18 protein-coding genes are annotated in these 17,730 nt (G+C 60.8%); 5 read left to right on the forward strand and 13 right to left on the reverse strand.

The window, feature by feature from the left end:
* Nucleotides 1-122 precede the first annotated feature (122 nt).
* From mutM to WCA10_RS26400, 9 genes are all read right to left on the reverse strand, one after another.
* A complete protein-coding gene (gene mutM / locus WCA10_RS26360; RefSeq protein WP_472825539.1) occupies nt 123-986 on the reverse strand; it encodes a bifunctional DNA-formamidopyrimidine glycosylase/DNA-(apurinic or apyrimidinic site) lyase in 864 nt (287 codons plus the stop codon).
* Between the two features lie 72 nt (nt 987-1,058).
* Nucleotides 1,059-1,619, reverse strand: a complete 561-nt coding sequence (locus WCA10_RS26365; protein WP_472825540.1) for a nuclear transport factor 2 family protein — start codon at nt 1,617-1,619, stop codon at nt 1,059-1,061.
* A gap of 194 nt (nt 1,620-1,813) precedes the next feature.
* The gene (locus WCA10_RS26370) at nt 1,814-2,101 is read right to left on the reverse strand and encodes a putative quinol monooxygenase (protein WP_472825541.1); all 288 of its coding nucleotides are present in this window, start codon (nt 2,099-2,101) and stop codon (nt 1,814-1,816) included.
* A gap of 50 nt (nt 2,102-2,151) precedes the next feature.
* Nucleotides 2,152-3,468: an adenylosuccinate synthase gene (locus tag WCA10_RS26375; protein ID WP_472825542.1), complete on the reverse strand. Its 1,317-nt coding sequence runs from the start codon at nt 3,466-3,468 to the stop codon at nt 2,152-2,154.
* Nucleotides 3,469-3,914: 446 nt separating this feature from the next.
* Complete coding sequence (locus WCA10_RS26380; RefSeq protein WP_472825543.1) at nt 3,915-4,922, reverse strand: hypothetical protein; 1,008 nt, start codon at nt 4,920-4,922, stop codon at nt 3,915-3,917.
* 173 nt (nt 4,923-5,095) lie between these two features.
* The gene (locus tag WCA10_RS26385; protein WP_472825544.1) at nt 5,096-6,256 is read right to left on the reverse strand and encodes a hypothetical protein; all 1,161 of its coding nucleotides are present in this window, start codon (nt 6,254-6,256) and stop codon (nt 5,096-5,098) included.
* Nucleotides 6,257-6,486: 230 nt separating this feature from the next.
* Nucleotides 6,487-7,398: a non-homologous end joining protein Ku gene (gene ku / locus WCA10_RS26390; RefSeq protein WP_472825545.1), complete on the reverse strand. Its 912-nt coding sequence runs from the start codon at nt 7,396-7,398 to the stop codon at nt 6,487-6,489.
* A gap of 180 nt (nt 7,399-7,578) precedes the next feature.
* Nucleotides 7,579-8,340: a hypothetical protein gene (locus WCA10_RS26395; protein ID WP_472825546.1), complete on the reverse strand. Its 762-nt coding sequence runs from the start codon at nt 8,338-8,340 to the stop codon at nt 7,579-7,581.
* A 40-nt stretch (nt 8,341-8,380) separates the two neighbouring features.
* The gene (locus tag WCA10_RS26400) at nt 8,381-8,587 is read right to left on the reverse strand and encodes a hypothetical protein (protein WP_472825547.1); all 207 of its coding nucleotides are present in this window, start codon (nt 8,585-8,587) and stop codon (nt 8,381-8,383) included.
* Between the two features lie 260 nt (nt 8,588-8,847).
* Between WCA10_RS26400 and WCA10_RS26405 the strand changes: the two genes are divergently transcribed.
* From WCA10_RS26405 to WCA10_RS26420, 4 genes are all read left to right on the forward strand, one after another.
* Entirely contained in the window at nt 8,848-9,810 is a 963-nt protein-coding gene (locus WCA10_RS26405) for a hypothetical protein (RefSeq protein ID WP_472825548.1), read from the forward strand.
* A gap of 39 nt (nt 9,811-9,849) precedes the next feature.
* Nucleotides 9,850-10,416, forward strand: a complete 567-nt coding sequence (locus tag WCA10_RS26410) for an RNA polymerase sigma factor (RefSeq protein ID WP_472825549.1) — start codon at nt 9,850-9,852, stop codon at nt 10,414-10,416.
* Nucleotides 10,413-10,913, forward strand: coding sequence for a hypothetical protein (locus WCA10_RS26415; RefSeq protein ID WP_472825550.1), 501 nt, complete (start codon nt 10,413-10,415; stop codon nt 10,911-10,913). Before WCA10_RS26410 ends, WCA10_RS26415 begins: the two co-directional genes overlap by 4 nt.
* Nucleotides 10,914-10,995: 82 nt before the next feature.
* A complete protein-coding gene (locus tag WCA10_RS26420; protein ID WP_472825551.1) occupies nt 10,996-11,547 on the forward strand; it encodes a DUF1697 domain-containing protein in 552 nt (183 codons plus the stop codon).
* Between the two features lie 40 nt (nt 11,548-11,587).
* On the opposite strand, the gene folP is transcribed toward WCA10_RS26420, so the two are convergent.
* Nucleotides 11,588-12,499 (reverse strand): dihydropteroate synthase, encoded by a 912-nt coding sequence (folP, locus tag WCA10_RS26425; protein WP_472825552.1) that lies wholly within the window; start codon nt 12,497-12,499, stop codon nt 11,588-11,590.
* Nucleotides 12,500-12,609: 110 nt separating this feature from the next.
* On the opposite strand from folP, the gene dacB reads away from it, so the two are divergent.
* Nucleotides 12,610-14,304, forward strand: a complete 1,695-nt coding sequence (dacB, locus tag WCA10_RS26430; RefSeq protein WP_472825553.1) for a D-alanyl-D-alanine carboxypeptidase/D-alanyl-D-alanine endopeptidase — start codon at nt 12,610-12,612, stop codon at nt 14,302-14,304.
* A gap of 124 nt (nt 14,305-14,428) precedes the next feature.
* On the opposite strand, the gene WCA10_RS26435 is transcribed toward dacB, so the two are convergent.
* Genes WCA10_RS26435 through WCA10_RS26445 form a run of 3 tightly spaced genes read right to left on the reverse strand, consistent with a single transcriptional unit; the run spans nt 14,429 to nt 17,597 of the window.
* Nucleotides 14,429-15,544, reverse strand: coding sequence for an ABC transporter permease (locus tag WCA10_RS26435; RefSeq protein WP_472825554.1), 1,116 nt, complete (start codon nt 15,542-15,544; stop codon nt 14,429-14,431).
* Nucleotides 15,541-16,470, reverse strand: a complete 930-nt coding sequence (locus WCA10_RS26440) for an ABC transporter ATP-binding protein (RefSeq protein ID WP_472825555.1) — start codon at nt 16,468-16,470, stop codon at nt 15,541-15,543. The genes WCA10_RS26435 and WCA10_RS26440 overlap by 4 nt, the downstream gene beginning before the upstream one ends.
* Nucleotides 16,467-17,597, reverse strand: coding sequence for an HlyD family secretion protein (locus WCA10_RS26445; protein ID WP_472825556.1), 1,131 nt, complete (start codon nt 17,595-17,597; stop codon nt 16,467-16,469). The genes WCA10_RS26440 and WCA10_RS26445 overlap by 4 nt, the downstream gene beginning before the upstream one ends.
* Nucleotides 17,598-17,730: the final 133 nt, after the last annotated feature.

Below are 17,730 nucleotides of genomic sequence, written 5' to 3' on the forward strand. Positions count from 1 at the left end.
CCACCCCGCTTACCCGGGCCGCGCCCTCGGCGCATACTGCCCCTCGATGCAACTCACAAGCCGCCAAAACACGCACGCTAAGCTTCAACCTCAAAAAACTCAGTACGTGTGAGACATCCAGGCTAGCGCTGGCAGTGCGCGCAGTAGTGGGTGCTTCTGCCCGCCACCACGATTCGCTTGATTGCGTTGCCGCATCTCAAGCAGGGCTCGCCTGTGCGCTGGTAGACGCAGTGCTCGAACTGGAAAAATCCCCGCGCGCCCTCGGCGTCGACATAGTCGGAAACCGACGAGCCGCCGAGCCGGATCGCCTGTTCCAACACATCGCGCAGTGCGAGCCTCAGTTTTTCGAGCTCCACGCGCGTGAGCCGTCCTGCCCTGCGCCGCGGACGGATTTCCGCGCGAAACAGCCCCTCATCCGCATAGATGTTCCCCACGCCCGCCAATAGGGTTTGATTCAAAAGCGCGGCTTTGATCGCCAGTTTTCGTCCGCGAAACAGCTCTGCAAACTCCGCCTGCTCGATCGCCAGCGGTTCCGCGCCCGGCCCGGCGAAGCCCTGCCGCTTGCCCAGGTCCCGGAACTCCAGCCGGCCAAACCGGCGCGGATCGACGAAGCGCAGCTCGCGGCCGCTCTGGAGCCTCAACCGGGCATGCGTATGCTTTGCGAAGGGGCCGTCCGGGGTTGTCACCTGCAGCCTTCCCGTCATGCCCAGATGCACAATCCACTGCGCAGCTATCGCGGGGGCCTGCCCATTCGAGTACTTCTTCCCACTGCGTGCGACCTCGTCGCCACCCAGTTCGATCACGATGTGCTTGCCGGTCCGGTGAACGGCTACGATCTCCCGATCAGTCAGCTCTTTGGCCTGTCGGGCCGCTGGCGTCTTAAAGGGTTCGCGATGCGTGCCGAACCAAACCTCGACGATGCGGTCACCGCGCACGCGCGCGTCGACGCCGCGGGCGATCGTCTCCACCTCAGGCAGTTCCGGCATTGGCTTATTTTAGAGCGAGAGGCCGGGGGCGCATCTTTGGGTGATTTCTCGGGAAAGAGTGGCAGACCCGCGCTAGTGCGGCTCTCCTTGCTCCCGGATCCTGCTGGCTTCGAAGCTTACGATGCGCCACACGCCGCGGGGGTCCTTTACATATACACGCGTGTACCGGTAGCTCCCGGAGATTTCGCCTTCTGGACCGGTAGCATTCACTTCGGCGCGCGAGGTCACCAGGGCGGTGGTTCCATACATGCGAATCTTTCTGTCGGTAAGCTCGATGGATTTGAAGTGCACGGTGCCGGAACGGAGGATGGCTAGCGCCTGCTCCTTGGATTGCAGGATGCCGGTTGGACTGATGGCGATGTAGTCGTCGGCGAGCAGCGCATCCATCGCCGTGATATTTCCCTTCAAAACGGCGGTGCGCCAGGCATCTTCGAGGTGTTCGATCTGATGCCGCGTCTCATGCTTCTCTGCGCGGGGCATGGCGGGTAGCTGGTCTGCCGCAAACAGCAGCACAACGAGGGCAACGCCCATCGCTAGACAACGGTCCCTGCTCGCCGGCGCGCTTGCCCTCCGCATTCCCATAGGCGTAACGGATAGTAGCCCGGAACTGCGGTTTGGGTCAATGCGCGCCACGTGAATGTTCCGTCATGCGAACTCCATAGGTCATTCGACGGCGTGACCGAAGGAATGTTCACGCATGCTCGTTTGACTGAGCGAAAAGGGGGTTGTCACGCTTGCGGCGCTTGCGAATTACTTTCGCCAAATCCTGAAAGGGATACGCCCAAGGCGTGCTTCGATCCTTCAGCCAATCCGCTCTTGACGAATTGTTACGCCAGCGCGGCCAGGTCTTCGCGGCTGCGTTCGAGCATCTTCTGGTAGAGGCCGGCGACGGCGTACTTTTTGAAGTGCGGCGACTGGCGGTGGGCCTCTTCGGCCATCTGGTCCTTGTATTGCTCGTAGATCAGCACGGCGCACGGCTCGCCCTGCACCCAATGCGGAATGAAGTTGACGCATCCCGGCTCAAGACGCGAAGCCTCAGTGAGCGCCTGCAGAATCTCGGCAATCTCCGCCCGATCTTGCTGGGCAAACCTCATCCGGACAGTAAAGCTGATCATGGAGAGCACTTCCTCAAACCAAGGTGAAAACTGCGGTCCGTCAATCCAGTCTATGCGTGAATCTCGTCAAGTGCCGCGGCAAATTCCGGGAGCACCATCGTCTGTTCGCGGTCCGGGCCCGTGGAAACCATGCCGATCTTCGCGCCGCTTTCGCGTTCCTGGAATCGCAGATACTCCTGCGCGGCTTTCGGCAGCTTATCAAATTCGGTGATGCCTTCTGTGGATGCGCGCCATCCTTTGAGTGTTGTGTACACCGGCTTGATGCGCTCCAGGCCCTGCACATCCGCCGGAATCTCGTCGCTGACTTTGCCGTCCAGCTGGTAGCCGACACAGATCGGGATCTCATCGAGTTCGTCGAGCACATCCAACTTCGTTACCACCAACCACTCCGCGCCGTTCACCAGGTTCGAATAGCGCAGCAGCGGGATATCGAGCCAGCCGCAGCGTCGCGGACGGCCTGTTACAGCGCCGTATTCGTTGCCGCGGGCTCGCAGCTGGTCGCCGATCGGGTCGTGAATTTCCGTCGGGAACGGACCCTCGCCAACACGCGTCACATACGCTTTGGTCACCGAGATGACCGTGCCGATCGCCGTTGGACCCACGCCCGTACCGGTGGCCGCACCCCCCGCCGTTGCCGACGAGGACGTCACAAATGGATAGGTGCCGTGATCGATGTCGAGCATTGTGCCCTGTGCACCTTCAAACATCACCGAACCGCCTTCGGCGATGATCTTGTGGAGCATACGGCCGGTGTCGGTGACAAAGGGACGAACCTCTTCGGCAGCGGCAGCATATTCGTCGTACATCTTCTCCGGATCCAGTGGATCGGTGCCGAACAGGGCATGGGCGATAGCGTTCTTTTCGCCGCAGGCAGCCTCGATGTGCTGGCGCAGCAGCGACGTGTTGAGCAGGTCGACGATGCGCAGGCCGCTGCGCGCCATCTTGTCTTCATAGGCGGGGCCGATGCCGCGGCTGGTGGTGCCGATGCGCTTGCGTCCCGGCGCGCTTTCAGCCGCAAGCTCGATCATGCGGTGATAAGGCAAAATCACCTGCGCGCGATTCGACACAAACAGCCGGTCGTCGACTTCAACACCCAATCCGCGCAGCTTGGCGACTTCTTTCAGGAAGGCGATGGGGTCAAGAACGACGCCATTGCCGATTATGCCTACGCAACCTGGCCGCAGCACGCCGCAGGGGATAAGCTGCAGCACGAACTTCTGGTTTCCGTGGATCACGGTATGCCCTGCGTTATGCCCACCGGCATAGCGCGCTACGGCGCTGAAGCCCTCGCTCAGCACATCCACAATCTTGCCCTTGCCCTCGTCGCCCCACTGGGCGCCCAATACCACTGCCGTCTTCGCTCGCATCCCTGCCCGCTTCCTCGAAAAGTCGCACACATCGGCCCGCCGCAGCGAATGCTGTGCGGGCAAAAAAGGTGGCGCAATTGCCTTGATGCCACGAACGATTCTAAACCCCGCGTTGCAAGGAAGGTGTGAGGAGAGGCAGTTCTGAATTCGCAGTTCGTAGTTCAGAGTTCGTGTAAAGGGCTGTTTCGACGGGGTCAGTGAGCGTTCAAAGAGATCGTCTTTTTGAAAAGCGGAAGTATCCTGCAAAGGCGACCACGAGTTTTTGCATTTGGTTTCAGGGGTTTAGCAACCTATGGACGGAGGCGGGGCTTGACACGGGCATTGTGCGGCGGCTTCTACCTGCTCCGTTCTGGGGCGAAATCGAGTCCCGGAGATGGGTTTTCTGGCTACGAATCGGGGTTCTTGAAGGCAAGGGCCATTTTTTCATGCGAAAGCACGCGCACCCGCTACCTGACGTTGCACTGTTTTTGCGCGAAGAGTAGTGAACTTCCGTCCGGTAATGCGGGAGAACCATTGTCCGCCTGGAGAAGGCCGACCATCATATTCGAGTTGATGAGAGAGTTCGCGAGAAGACTGCGCTGCGCCGTTCCGCCGATGTAGGCAGGCAGATCGAATTGCAGTCGCGCACTCCCCGTTGCGGTGGTCTGCTGGATGTTGCGGTTCACTTCGCCACGGGCTTGCCCCATGGTCATTTGCTGCGACGGCCCCCCCACGAGAACCAGATGCATCACGTCAGGTTGGCATGGTTGCGAAGTGCAGATTCCCGGCTGGATTGATCCCGATGCGGCGACGGCCTGAATGTGACCAAACTGGCTTCTCACAGTCTCCCCTGGAGTGACTCCTGCAGCGGCGCCGGCATCTACACCCTTGCCGAAGCCCTCGAAAGTTCCGTCGTCGTGCAGAACCAGCGGGACCTGGATTCCCTGCCCATTGTTAAGCGAACGGGCAGACCGTTCGGTGAGGCCCGCTGAGTTAATAGCGGTGGTGGTTATCACCTGCACTACAACCATGAACTGGGGACACACTGGCGACGGGCCTTTGCCAACGATCCTGTTTCCTGGACCACATCCAAGATGCTTCAGCGTTTCCTGGATCGCGTCTATCTCCGCTTGCAGGGCGCTCACTTCTTCCTGGAGCATTGTGACGTCAGTCCAGGGGGTTTGCCACGTCCAATTCCCTGATCGGCAGGAGGCGTCATGGAATTGTTGGTGGAGAGCGAAGTCCTGATCAAGGCAGGCTCCGGCAGATGCGGCTGGTACTCCGCAGAAAGGATCGTTGCTCCCGTTGAAGATGTCAGCATCCGGGAAAGTAGTGAGATCCTGGAATTGAAGCGCCTTCAAATAGGAGCGAATCTGCCCTTGCAAGGCGGTCCATTCCTGTTGACTGGCGATGGCTCCGGCGGCGGACTTCGTTTTGTTTGCGACCAGAGTCCTGATCCCTTCGAGTTTCTGCAACCGGTCTTTCAGTCTAAGGGCATCCTCACATGTGCACTTGGAAAGCAAGGTCGCTTGCGGTGCGCCTGAGCCTTGTTGTGCCCATAGGGCCATTGCACCCAACGACAAAGCCAGGCCGTTGAGCAAGCATCGAGTCGCTCCTCTGGCAGCCTGGTTCAGGAAAGTGGAATCCATCATGGTTTTGTTGCTCGCGCGTCATTGCTGACGGAAAAATCCCACACGGAGAAGAAGATACTCGTCTCGGCGCCGCCGCCAAGGCTTCCCTGTGCGCGTTTGCCTGGGTGAATTGCGCGCAGTACCACCGCGTATTCGCCCGGCTCCAGCGGTGCCCTGGGTTCAATCTGCACCTGGCCGCGCGCCAATCTCTCGGATTTTGCTGCGATGCGAACCTCTGTCACCTTTTCGTAGGCCTCGGTGCCGATCTGTCCCTGGGTGGTTTTCGTCGCCCCTACAAGACGCCAATTGTCTTTGCTTCCTACCAATCGGATGAGTTGCGGCTCGTAAGCGTCGGGATCGATGCCAAGCAGATTGCCGAAGGACATTTCGAATCGCGGATTGCTGCCCGACACGAGCGAAGCGGACTGCGGCCCAGGCAGCGCCCAGACATAGGTGACTTTAGGCGGGCCATGATGGCGACCCATGGCGCCCATACTTCCCATCATCCCCATGGCTATGCCTGCTCCGGGCCCTGCGAACATGCTTCCTCCGACCATGCCGAAACTCAAAGCCTGGCGGCCAAGACCCATCAACATTCCCGTCGCTGCAGATCCCGCTCCTGGCATGTTGTCGCCCTTTGTCTGCGTGCTTGCGACTTGCGCGATCGAAGGCTTAACGGGCTGTCGAGTATCTCCGGTCAGCTGGAACAGCGGAGGCAACTGGTTGGGATCGAGCATTCCAGACATGCCTGACCCAATGCCCGGACCACCTCGGCCCATGGCCATGGACATCATCTGCTGCAAGTAATCGCCACCTGCCCCCGGCATGGAGGGGTTCAGAACTGGCGCAGGCTGGCCCGGGCTTTGCGCAGGTGCGGGAGAGGTGCCCATCGACTGCCGCTTCTTGCCTTCCGCTTTCAGCATTGCCGCCATGACCGGGCTGCTCATGCCCGCATCTTTGAGGGAAGTCATGCCGCCGATGGAGACATCGAAGGCAGTGTCATTGGCATCGATCATGGCAACAATGACATCGTCGGTGAAGCCGCTCTTGACAAGCTTGATGATGTCATCGTTCGTGAGCGCGCGTTTTGCCTGGCCGAAGACTGGGATTGCAAGCGCAAGCACGAGCGCCAGACCAATGACTCGGAGGGCCCTTTGTGATCGCGCAGAATGGAGCATCGCTCACCGACCTCAAAGAATACGATAAGTTATCACTAAAACCGGGCCTTTGACATCAGAATGTAGACCGACGTCCAGTTCGCCGGAGCCGAAGAGGTTGGACCAGGTCGAGGCGAACACAGATTCGATCGGCGCGGCGGTTGAACTGGCAACGAAGTAGGCCGGAGCCACACTCGGGGCCGGGCGCGCTCAGGCGTCTGGTGCTTGACGCGTCTGGCGCCGAAAAAGCGTCAGGCTGATTTGCGTTTGGCGGACTTGGCTGGCGTCTTCACGATGCCAATGCCCTTGGCCGGTGCTTCCTTTACGCTCTTAGGCGGCTTCTTGGCCGAGGCTTTGTCCGATCCGATGCTCTTCCGCAATGCATCCATAAGACTGACAACGTTGCCGATGCGCTGTCTGGCCGGCGCTTCATCGATGGGCACGGGAAGGTGATTGACCTTCGCTTCCACCAGGGCCTTCACCGCTGTTTCATAGCCGTCTTCGAACTTACCGATGTCAAGCTCCGCCGACATCCGCGCGATAAGTGTCTCGGCGAGCTGAAGAGAATCGGCGTCGATGGCCGGCTGCTTGATATCGCGGAAGTAGTCCGCGCGGTTGCGGAGTTCGTTCTGATAGCGAAGGGTGTATGCCATCATGCCGGGGCTGTCGGCTCCCGCCGGCACGAGGGCGATGACGTTCTCCCGGCCGGAGAAGGACACTTTGCCAATGGCGGCCTTGCCGGACTTCACCAAAGCCTGTCGGACCACGTTGAAAGCTTCGGCCGACATATCGTTCTCGGGAGTGACGAAGTATGGCTTTTCAATGTATTCGGGATTCAAGTCGGAGACGTCGACGAATTGCGATACCGCAATGGTGTGCTTGGATGGGATGCGGAGGTTTTCAAGTTCGCTGGGCTCGATAATGACGTATTTGCCCTTGCTGTACTCGTAGCCCTTAACGATCTCGTCGCTTTCGACAGCCGTGGTGGCTTCTTTGCTTTCGGCCGCGCTCTCCAGTACTTTCTGGTGGCGGATGCGTTCGCCGGTGCGGTGGCTGATCTGGTGAAAGCTGATCTGGCCCTTGCTTTCGGTGGCGACGTAGAGGCTCACTCCAAACGCCACGAGCGAGATTTGAACGTTGCCGGACCAATAAGGACGTGCCATGAGACCTCCGATAAGGGCGGGCCGGAACGAGCAGAGGAAGCGCAAACCCGCAGACTGAGGAGTTTAGCGCATTTTGTAAACGTCGGAGAAGTGTATATATAGTAAATGACAGGACTTTCGTGTTGTCTTCGCCTCCGTTTTTCGCGGAAGATTCGAACGGGCAGCAACGACATGCCCTGGCTAGTGGGCGAACTCGATGCCGCGCCCGAGCACCACGATGTACGCCACACCGAAGACAGCCGCGACTATCCACCATGCCGCCTGGCGCGGGACCACCAGTGAGATTTCAGGCAGCGGCCGCGGAATCATGCCATCAAGCCAGAGCATGCCCGAGGATCCTCCAAACGCAGCCGGAATGGTGGACTCCAGAAGCAGCTTGATGCCTAGCGGATCAAAGATTCCGGCAGCGCAGCTGAAGATGCCGCTGGCGAGATAGGGCAACCGGCCGATGACGTTGTACGTTGCATGCGTGGCGCAGAAGGGCCGGACCGCGATGGCCAGCAGCCACGCAACCAAGACGTAGAGTCCGAGGCCGACGATCGACATCGCCGTGCGCAACAAGGCCTGGTGCGGCAGGCCGGCAATCACCTGCTCCCAGTCGCCGAAGCCGAAGATGCCGGAGAACATAAAGTAGCCGGTACCGGAGAAGAGATTATGCGCGGCAAGCAGCCAGCAGAAATAGCGAAGGCTGGCGCGTGTCCCGGCAGCGTGGGTGGCCAGGAGCGCCAATGTGCCGGCAGCCAGATTGACGAGGGTTCCGCCCGCCTCGACCCACCGATCTTCATGCAGGCTGGAGAGATGATTACTGGTGAGTTCGATCGGGACTCCGCCGCGGAGCCACGAAGTGACGGCATGGCCAACGCCCTCATGCAACAGCACGGTGAGGCCGGTGGCGACGATCGCCATGCTTACGATGGTTGCCTTGCTGTGGGCAGAGGGCATGGCGGGAATTCTATCTCATGGCCAACGCCGACTGCTCCGCTTACGTCCTGTGGATGAGATGGACAGCGGACCAGCCCACGGCAATGCCGACCGAACGCAGCAAGGTGGCCTCCAAGGGTAGAAAAAGTGCGAATCCGACAGCCGTGAAGGACCAGATGAAGAGGGCCCAGGTTAGAGTGTTGCGGCGATCTGCGTAGCTTTGCTTGAGTCGGGCGAGAAGTCTCGCCCGCTGATCATGGTCGTCCATTGTGTCGCTTGTCTCCTCTGCTGTGGAATCTATCGGGGAGATACCCGGAACACATCGTTTGAACCCAAAAGTGCTATCTGGGAATACGTATAAAGTAACCTGCCTTCGCCGTTACTTAAATACTCCTAACGGGGAATACCCCCACCCCAACGTGGATTTCAGGACAATTCGTGTCCACATAACTTTGTTAACGAGCCGACGGGTTCATTCGTTGTTCTCGATAGAAGGGCCGGGAAGGCCGCTTCGATTTCGGGGGAACAATGCAAACGCGTCGCCTGGTTTATCGGATCCTTTCTGCTGTTGCTCTTTCGGCACTACTTCTGGCCACCCTCGGCGTGGCACAACCTCGCACTTCGACCCCGGCATCCGCACCGGCACCGAGCGTCGAGACGGTTCCCAACGAGCGGGATGTGGCGGCGAACCAGACGGAACTCATCCAGCTATTGCGGCTGAGCCCGACGCTGACGACGGTGGTTGCGCGCGATCCTTCTTTGCTTTCGAACCAGGAGTACGTGGCGCGGAACAATCCGCAGTTGGCGGCGTTTCTCGCCGCGCATCCCGAGGTGGCGCGGAATCCCGAGTTTTACCTGTTCTCGCATCTCAAGCATGACGATGGACAGCCCGATGAGGCTCTGGAGCGCGCCGTGTGGCCCGATGTGTATCGCTCGCAGCCCAGGGAGTCTTCATTCGAACACGTGTGGGGCGATGCCGTACCTCTGTTGGCCTTTGCGTGCGGACTGACGGGAATCTTTCTACTGGCGCGCATGTTCATCGAGAATCGCCGGTGGGCCCGCATATTCAAGCTGCAGAGTGAAGTTCACGGCAAGCTAATCGACAAGTTCACCAGCAACCAGGAGCTAGCCTCCTATATGGAGACGGATGCGGGCAGGAAGTTTCTCGAGGCTGCACCGATTCCCATTGGCATCGAAGACCGCCGCATGCCCAGCGCTGTGGCGCGCGTGCTTACGCCGTTGCAGACAGGCATTGTGATGGTGCTGCTGGGCATTGGACTGCTCTCGCTGCGCCATGCTGGACCCGATATGGATGAGCCCATGCTGGTTTTCGGAACGGTCGTGCTGATGCCCGGAATCGGCTTTATCATCTCAGCAGGCGTTTCGTGGCTGCTGGCGGCAAAGCTGGGCCTGATGCCCGCCGACACTGCTGCGCAAAACAGGTTGGATTCGCCCCTCGGCGCTTCCTCGGGATTCAAGGACAGGCAGTGAGTCGCGGAGAGCGCTGTGAAGGTGAGGAAGCAGAGGCCCATGCCCTGGGAATCGACCATTCCGAACGTGCTGGCAGGCGAGAGACAACCTCTCGCCGCCGGTGCGCCCGCCGCGACGATGGATAACGAGCAGTTCGCCGGCTTTTATGCGCGCTCGGCCCGATCGCTCTGGGCGTACCTCGCGCGCGTGAGCCGCGATCGCGCGCTTGCCGACGATCTGACGCAAGAGAGCTATGTGCGTTTTCTGTGCGCCAGTCATCCTGCGGACGGCGAAGTGGCGGCACGGCGGTACCTGTTTCGAATTGCAACCAATTTGTTGCGCGATCACTGGCGGCGTCCGCAATCGTCCTCCATAGACGACATGCCGGAAGAGTTGTTCGCGGCGCGCTGCAGCCAGGGGCAGGCGGATTCTCTTGCAATGCTGGGCCCGGCAATGGCGCAGTTGCGTCCGCGCGACCGGCAACTGCTGTGGCTGGCGTATGCCGAGGGCTACTCGCATCATGAAATTGCCGAAGTAACGGGACTGGCTTCGGCGAGCATCCGGCTCCTATTGTTCCGCGCGCGGAGAAAGATGGCGCGATTGCTGCGTGAGCGAGGTGAAGCATGAGTCCATTTGCATGCACGCGCGAGCGAGAGGTAACGGAGTTGCTGCACCAGGGCTACTGGCCTGAAGCGTGCCCAGAGGAACTGCGCGCGCATGTCGAGACTTGCCGGTCCTGCTCGGATCTTGTGCTTGTATCCCAGGCAATGCAAGCTTCACGCAGGCAGACATTGGACATTCCACGCCTTGAATCCCCGGGCGCGTTGTGGTGGCGCGCCCAGCTTAGGCGGCGCAATGCGGCAATCGAGCGGGTAGGGCGGCCTATCCTGGGCGCGCAGATTTTCGCGTTGACGCTGTTGATTGTGGTCGGCGCGGGAGGGCTCGTTTGGAAGGGAAACCTGCTTAGGGCATGGCTGGAGAATCTGCCGCAGGCGCTGCATCTCGAGGCGCTGGTGCCGGCGGCGCTTTCGCAGTCCGGCGGCTTGGGGTGGATTGTGCCCGCACTGGCAACGGTGGCGCTGTTGAGCGGCGTTGTGGTTTACCTGGCCACGGAAAAGCAATAATCCGGTTGCATATTTCGTCTCTGCCAGTCTAATTCCATAGACCCCCGGACGCATTTACGATTTGACAGCAGAGGATTTTGCCATGCCGACCTATGTCATTCTTCTTCGCGCCGTCAATCTTGCCGGTCACGGCAAGCTGCCTATGGCGGACTTCAGAAAGATGCTGACCGGGCTGGGATTTGAGAAGGTCGAGACATACATTCAGAGCGGCAATGCGGTTGCCGACGCGAAGGGTTCAGCGGCAAAGGTCGCGCAGACAGTGGCAGCCGGCCTGGAGAAGCTGATGGGCGGGCCCTGCGGAGTGGTGGTGCGCACGCACGAGCAGTTGGATCGCGTGGTTCGCGAGAACCCCTATGCGGCCGAGGCGGCAGCGGATGGGGCCAGGGTGCATGTCGGCTTCCTCGCAGGCTCGGCCGGGACGAATGCGGTTGCCGGACTCGACCGCATCGTTACGATGTATCCCAAGCGGCGAGACCGGTATCACCTGGCCGGCGATACGCTCTACCTGCATCTGCCCGACGGCGCGGCGGAGACGAAGTTTACGGGCAAGGCGCTCGACAAAGCCATTGGCGTGATGGGAACCGCGCGCAACTGGAACACGGTTCTCAAGCTGCATGCGATGTCAAAGCGATAGGCAGCTGAATCTCAGCCGCCGAGAAGCTCCGGCGAGGCATCTAGTTTGCGGCGAGCACGGCGTCGGCAATGCGCGCGGCTTCGACTGCCGGCCGGGCATCGTGCACACGGACGATCGACGCTCCGTGCAGGATTGCCGCAACCAGCGCCGCGATGCCGGCGGTTTCGCGGAACTCGACGGGCGCCGAATCGCCACCAAAGAGCGGAGCCAGCGTGTGACCGAGAAAGGACTTCCGCGATACACCCGCAAGAAGCGGGCGACCGAGCGCGAGGAATTCGGCCTGGTGAGCGAGCAAGGTGTAGTTCTCGTCAAACTTCTTGCCAAAGCCGTAGCCTGGATCGAGAATCACGGACTCAGCCGCGATGCCTGCGCGCAACGCAAGCGCAAGGCTCTCAACAAGCCCGGCACGGATGGTTTGAATGAGCATCTCTGCGGGCAACTTCGCCTGCGTCCGCCATTCTTCGGGTCTGCCGCGCGTGTGCATCAGCACCACGCCGCATCCTGATTCCGCACAGACGCCCGGCATCGCTTCATCCCAGGTGAATCCGCTGACGTCGTTGATGATCTCGACGCCGGCGGCGAGTGCGGCGCGCGCGGTGGCGGACTTGTAGGTGTCGGCCGAAAGGATCGCATGGGGCCGCGCTTTGAGGATGCGTTCGATCACGGGAAGCAGCCGCGCCTGTTCTTCCTCCGCGCTGACCGCGGCCTCGGTGGGATTGCCGGCGCGGGAACCGGGCCTCGTACTTTCCGCGCCCAGGTCGAGCAGGTCCGCGCCGTCGTCGAGTAACGCGAGCGCCTGCGCCACTGCGGCTTCAGGATCGAGAAAGCGTCCGCCATCGCTGAAAGAGTCGGATGTAATGTTGACGACGCCCATCACCAGCGTTCGCCGGCCCAGTTCGAGCAAGCGTGTCCGCAGCTTCCAGTGCGAAATGGTGCGCGATAGAGGAGTCATCACATCGATCAGATTCACAAGGCCGTGAATCGCTACCGATTCGATTCTATGGGTTAGGCGGCATTCTGCGGCAAACGCGCGCAGGAATCACGGCCTGCTAAACTCCCTGCATGTTCCCCATCCGGCGAATGCTGGCGCTCTGCCCGGCGCTGCTTCTCTTCTCCGCCACCTGCACTTTTCCGCAGACCCACCATGCCCACAACTCCGCGCGGCGTCCGGCACACGCTGCGCCGACGAAGGGCACGATGGCCGAGCGCATTCAGGCCATCCTGTCCGATCCTGCGCTCAGCCATACGGAATTTGGCATCAGCGTAACTACGCTCGACGGTCAGCCGCTCTATGGACTAAACGAGGGCAGGCTGTTTACGCCTGCCTCGAACGCAAAACTCGCCACGACAGCCGCAGCATTTGCGCTGCTGCCGGTCGAGAGCCTTACATGGACGACCGATGTGGTTGCCGGCGGTGACATCGATGCTGGGGGTGTGCTTCACGGCAACATTCTGATCCTGGGCTCGGGCGATCCCACCATGAGCGAGCGGCAATATCCTTACAAGCCTCCTTCTCCGCCCGCACCGCCGCCGACACCCGCAAATCCTCCAGCGAAGTCGCCTACCGGGACGCCGGCTGCGACCCCGACGCCGCAAGAGGTTAAGGCTGAGCCGAGCGCCCTGAATGTCCTGGACCTGCTGGCCGAGCAGGTGGAGCAATCCGGAGTGCGGACGGTCGAGGGCGCCGTAGTGGGCGACGACAGCTTCTATCTCAATGAGCCCTATGGAACCGCCTGGGCATGGGACGACCTGCAATGGGGTTATGGTGCTCCCGCTTCGGCGCTTTCGTTCGCCGACAACACGATTGAACTGACGATAACAGCCGATCCGGCAAAGCCGGGAGCGACGCTGGGACAGTGGTCGCCGGACGTTGACTACTACACGCTTGAGAACTCGATGACGATGGCTCCGTCCGGGGATGTCGCGCATCCGGGCCTTGAGCGCAAGCCGGGAAGCTTGCTCGTAAGGGCCTGGGGAACGGCTCCAGCGCAGGGCCTGCACGCGCCGCTCGCGATCGAAGACCCAGCGGAGTTTATGGCCGCGGCATTCAAGGATGCTTTGCTGCACCGGGGAGTTAGGGTCGTTGGTGATCCGACTTCAGCACATCGCCTATCGATCGGGACGGGCGATTTCAGCGCGGAGCGTTCCGAGCCGCTGAAGCTGGCGCCGCGCATGCTCGATACCATTGAAGCGCCGCTCGATAATCGCAGAGTGTTGGCAAAACACGTCTCGGTGCCAGTTGCGCAGGACATCACCGTGACCAACAAAGTGAGCCAGAACCTGCATGCGGAACTTCTGCTGCGGCTGCTTGGCAGAACGTTTGCCAAGGATGGCAGTCTGGCGCAGGGTACGCGCGTGGTGCGGCAGTTCCTAGTGGACGCGGGCGTGAGCGACGGTGATTTCTTTTTCTACGACGGCTCGGGAATGAGCATGGACGACCGCATCACTCCGCGGGCCTATACGCAACTGCTGTCGTTCGCGGCGCGGCAGGCATGGGGAGTGCCATGGCGCGCGACATTCCCGGTTGCTGGCGTGGATGGAACGCTGGCTGGCCGGTTCCGGAATTCGCCGCTCCAGGGAAAGCTGTGGGCGAAGACGGGAACGCTGAATGAGACGAATGCAATATCAGGGTATCTGCAGACGGCGGGCGGAAGAACGCTGGCGTTCTCGATCCTGGTGAACGGACACCGGCCGGGGAGCCATGCGGAACTTCCTGCGATGGACAAGATCTGCGAAGCGATCGCGGCAAGCGACTGAAACCGGGTCAGACGAATGTTGGCACAGGAGCTAAAGCCCGCGCCTCTTATGCAGTCTTTCGGCACGCGACCCAGAGGGTACCCCGGGTCGTGCCCAAATACAAGACTGAATTGTACGCATGCTCTTAGCGAGCGCCTTGTTTGACGAAAAGCCTTGCGGCGAGCAGGGTGCTGCCGCAGCCCATCACGGTCAACACCAGCGCCTGGACCCATAGTTCGCGAATACCTGCTCCGCGCAGAATGATTCCGCGCAGAATCTCGATGTAGTACGTGGCGGGAATGAGCCGGCTGACACCCTGGAAGAATGTCGGCATGTTCTCGATCAGAAAGATGTAGCCCGAGAGAAAGACCGACGGCAGAATGGTTCCCATCGAAAGCTGGAACGCCTCGGCCTGCGTGCGTGCGCGCGTTGAGATCACAAGCCCGATGCCAAGCACGGTGAGCAGAAACGGCACGGAGAGCACGAGAAGCAGAAGCACGTTGCCGTGCACCGGCACAAGGAAAACAGTTCGCATAACGAGCAGGATGACGCAAAGTTCGCCGAAAGTAAGAACGCCATAGGGAATCATTTTGCCGACCATCAAGCCGAGCGGTGCCACAGGAGTCATGGTGAGCTGTTCGAGGGTGCCGCGTTCCCGCTCGCGAACCAGGCTCAGCGCGATCATCAGAATCGCCATAACTTGTAGGAGAATCGCAATCAGGCCGGGGACAAAGAAGTTTGCCGAGCGGGTTGCGGGGTTGTAGAGCACCGATGGGCGCACCTCGATGGGCATGGCGCCCCCGGGCAGCGCGCGGCCCAGCGACTCCTTGAGCGCGACGCCGGTGGCAGTGCTCATGGCCTGGCCTGCGACCGAAGAATCTGAGCCGTCAACGAGGACGAGGACGATGGCGGTGGTGCCATCCTGCAGGCGGCGGGCGTAGTCGTACGGGATGCGGATGCCGACGCGGACTTTGCCGCCACGGATCGCTTCGTACATCTGCTCCTGCGACTGTGCGTAGAGTTTCAAATTGAACACGTCAGACCCGGCGAAGGCCTGGAGCAGCCGGCGGCTGTCCTGCGTATTGGATTCGTCCAGCACAACCGTGGGGATCTGGCGGATGTTGGTATCGACCGCAAATCCAAAGAGAAACAACTGCAGCATGGGGATAAGCAGCGCGAAGAAGAGCGTGCCGGGGTCGCGGATGATGTGCAGAAACTCCTTGCGGCATATAGGCACGAGACCGCGAAAGAGGGCTCTCATCGTTGCGACTCCATGATGCGGTAAGTGAGGGTGACGAAGACGTCCTCAAGCGATGACTCGATGGTTTCGATGTGCGCTTGCGGAAGGTTGGCGCGCAGTTGCTCCATTTTGTCAGTCTCGGCAAGCGCGTGGATCGTGTGGCCAAAAACGGTGGCTTCACGAATGCCTGGAAGATGACGAATGCGGTCGAGCAATTCTGAAGGGTTTGGCACGTTGATCTGGATACGCGAGGTGCCCGTGGGATTGGCGTCGGGAAGTTTCTGCAACTCGGCGACAGTTCCGATGGCGATGAGCTTTGACTGGTAGATGTAGCCGACGCGACCGCAGCGCTCTGCCTCGTCCATGTAATGCGTCGTGACGAAGAACGTGACGCCCTGGCCGGAGAGTTGGAAGAGCAAGTCCCAGAGCGCTCGGCGCGCAACTGGGTCGATGCCGGCGGTGGGCTCGTCGAGAAATACAACTTCGGGCGAGTGGATGATGGCGCAGGCAAGGGCGAGGCGTTGCTTCCATCCACCGGAGAGCTGGCTGGTGCGGCGATCCATGTAGGGCTCGATGCCGGTGAGTGCCTGCAGTTCGCGTGTGCGTTGGGCGGCTCGATCAGCGGAGAGGCCGTAGACGCCGGCATAGAAACTCATGTTCTCGGCGACGGTGAGGTCTTCGTAGAGGCCGAACTTCTGTGACATGTAGCCGACGTGACGGCGAATTTCGGCCGCGTCTTCGCGGATGTCCATGCCGAGGATGTGGCCGGTCCCTTCAGAGGGGGGCAGCAGGCCACAGAGCGCCTTGATAATGGTGGTCTTGCCAGAACCGTTGGGGCCAAGGAAGCCGAACAACTCGCCCTTGCCGACTTCAAAGCTTACGTCGTCGACCGCCGTGAATGCGCCAAAGCGGATCGTCAGGTGATCGGCTGCGATGACGGCGGTCATTCCAGGCGCACCGTCGCCGACATGCCCGATTTCAAAACCTGCTGCGCATTATCGACGTACACCTTGACGCCGAAGACTTCGTGTTCGCGGTCGCTCTTGGTCTGCACGTTGCGGGGAAGAAACTCAGCTTGCGACGCAATCTGGCCTACGTGCCCCTCGAAGGCGCGATTGCCGAAGCTGTCCACTTGCACCGTCGCATGTTGACCGAGGCGGACGTGCGCCAGATCGGTCTCTGGAATGTAAACCTTCACCCAGAGCTGCGAGGCTTCGAGCATCGTCGCGACGATGCGGCCGGCGGGGACCAGGTCGCCGGGGCGGACGCTGACAACTTCAACGACAGCATCGGAAGGGGCGGTCAGCTCAGCCTCGCGCAAGCGTGCATCGAGTTCGGCCACAGAGCCTTGCGCTTCAGCAAGGCGTCCGCGCGCCGATTCAATGTCTTCCTTGCGGAATCCTTTGCGTGCGAGGATGGCGGCGGCTTCGGCCTGCTTGTATTTGTCTTGGGCAGCGCGCAGGTCTTCAGGGCGTGTGCCCGCCTGGAGCAGCGCTAGATGCTGTCGGGTCGACTCCGCGCGCTGTGCCGCGGCATCACGCTTTTCGCGGGCGTCGTCAAATTGCTGACGCGAGATCGTATCTGTTGCCACCAGCTTTTGCATGCGCTGGTAAAAGATCTCGGCGTTGGCGGCATCGGCGACGGCGGCAGCGAAGTCTGCCTGGGCCTGGTCGATTTCCTGCCGACGGGGGCCGTTGCGCGCCGCCTCGAATGTGGCTTGCTGCGCGCGGGCGGTGGCGTCGGACTGCGCGATCTCTTCGGGACGGTTTCCTCGCAGCATTTTGTCGAGATCGGCTTGTGCCTGCTCGAGCTTTGCCTCGGCCTGGACGCGCTGTGCCTTCAGTTCGTCGCATTCGAATAGGACGAGTGTTGTTCCTGCTTTGACGACCTGGCCTTCATCGACATGGACTTGGGTGACACGGCCGCCGATCTTCGATCCGATCTGGATTTCGCGGGTCTCGATTGTCCCGGAGTACACATAGCGGTCGCGCCGCGCTACCCAGGCGAAGATCCCCCAGATGACGGCAATCAGTACCGCCACGGCGACTCCGGCGATCAGGATGCGGCGCTTCATGCGATTTCCTCTCACAGAATCAGCGGCCGCGCACGGTATCGACGCGGGCCAACAATAAGCTTTGCGTTGCGTAGTGGAAAAAGGTTTCGCAACACTTTCAGCATGGCATGTGTGTGGAGAGGCGCTGTGAGCT

The organism is Occallatibacter sp. (assembly GCF_049582745.1).
Taxonomy (GTDB): Bacteria; Acidobacteriota; Terriglobia; order Terriglobales; family Acidobacteriaceae; genus Telmatobacter.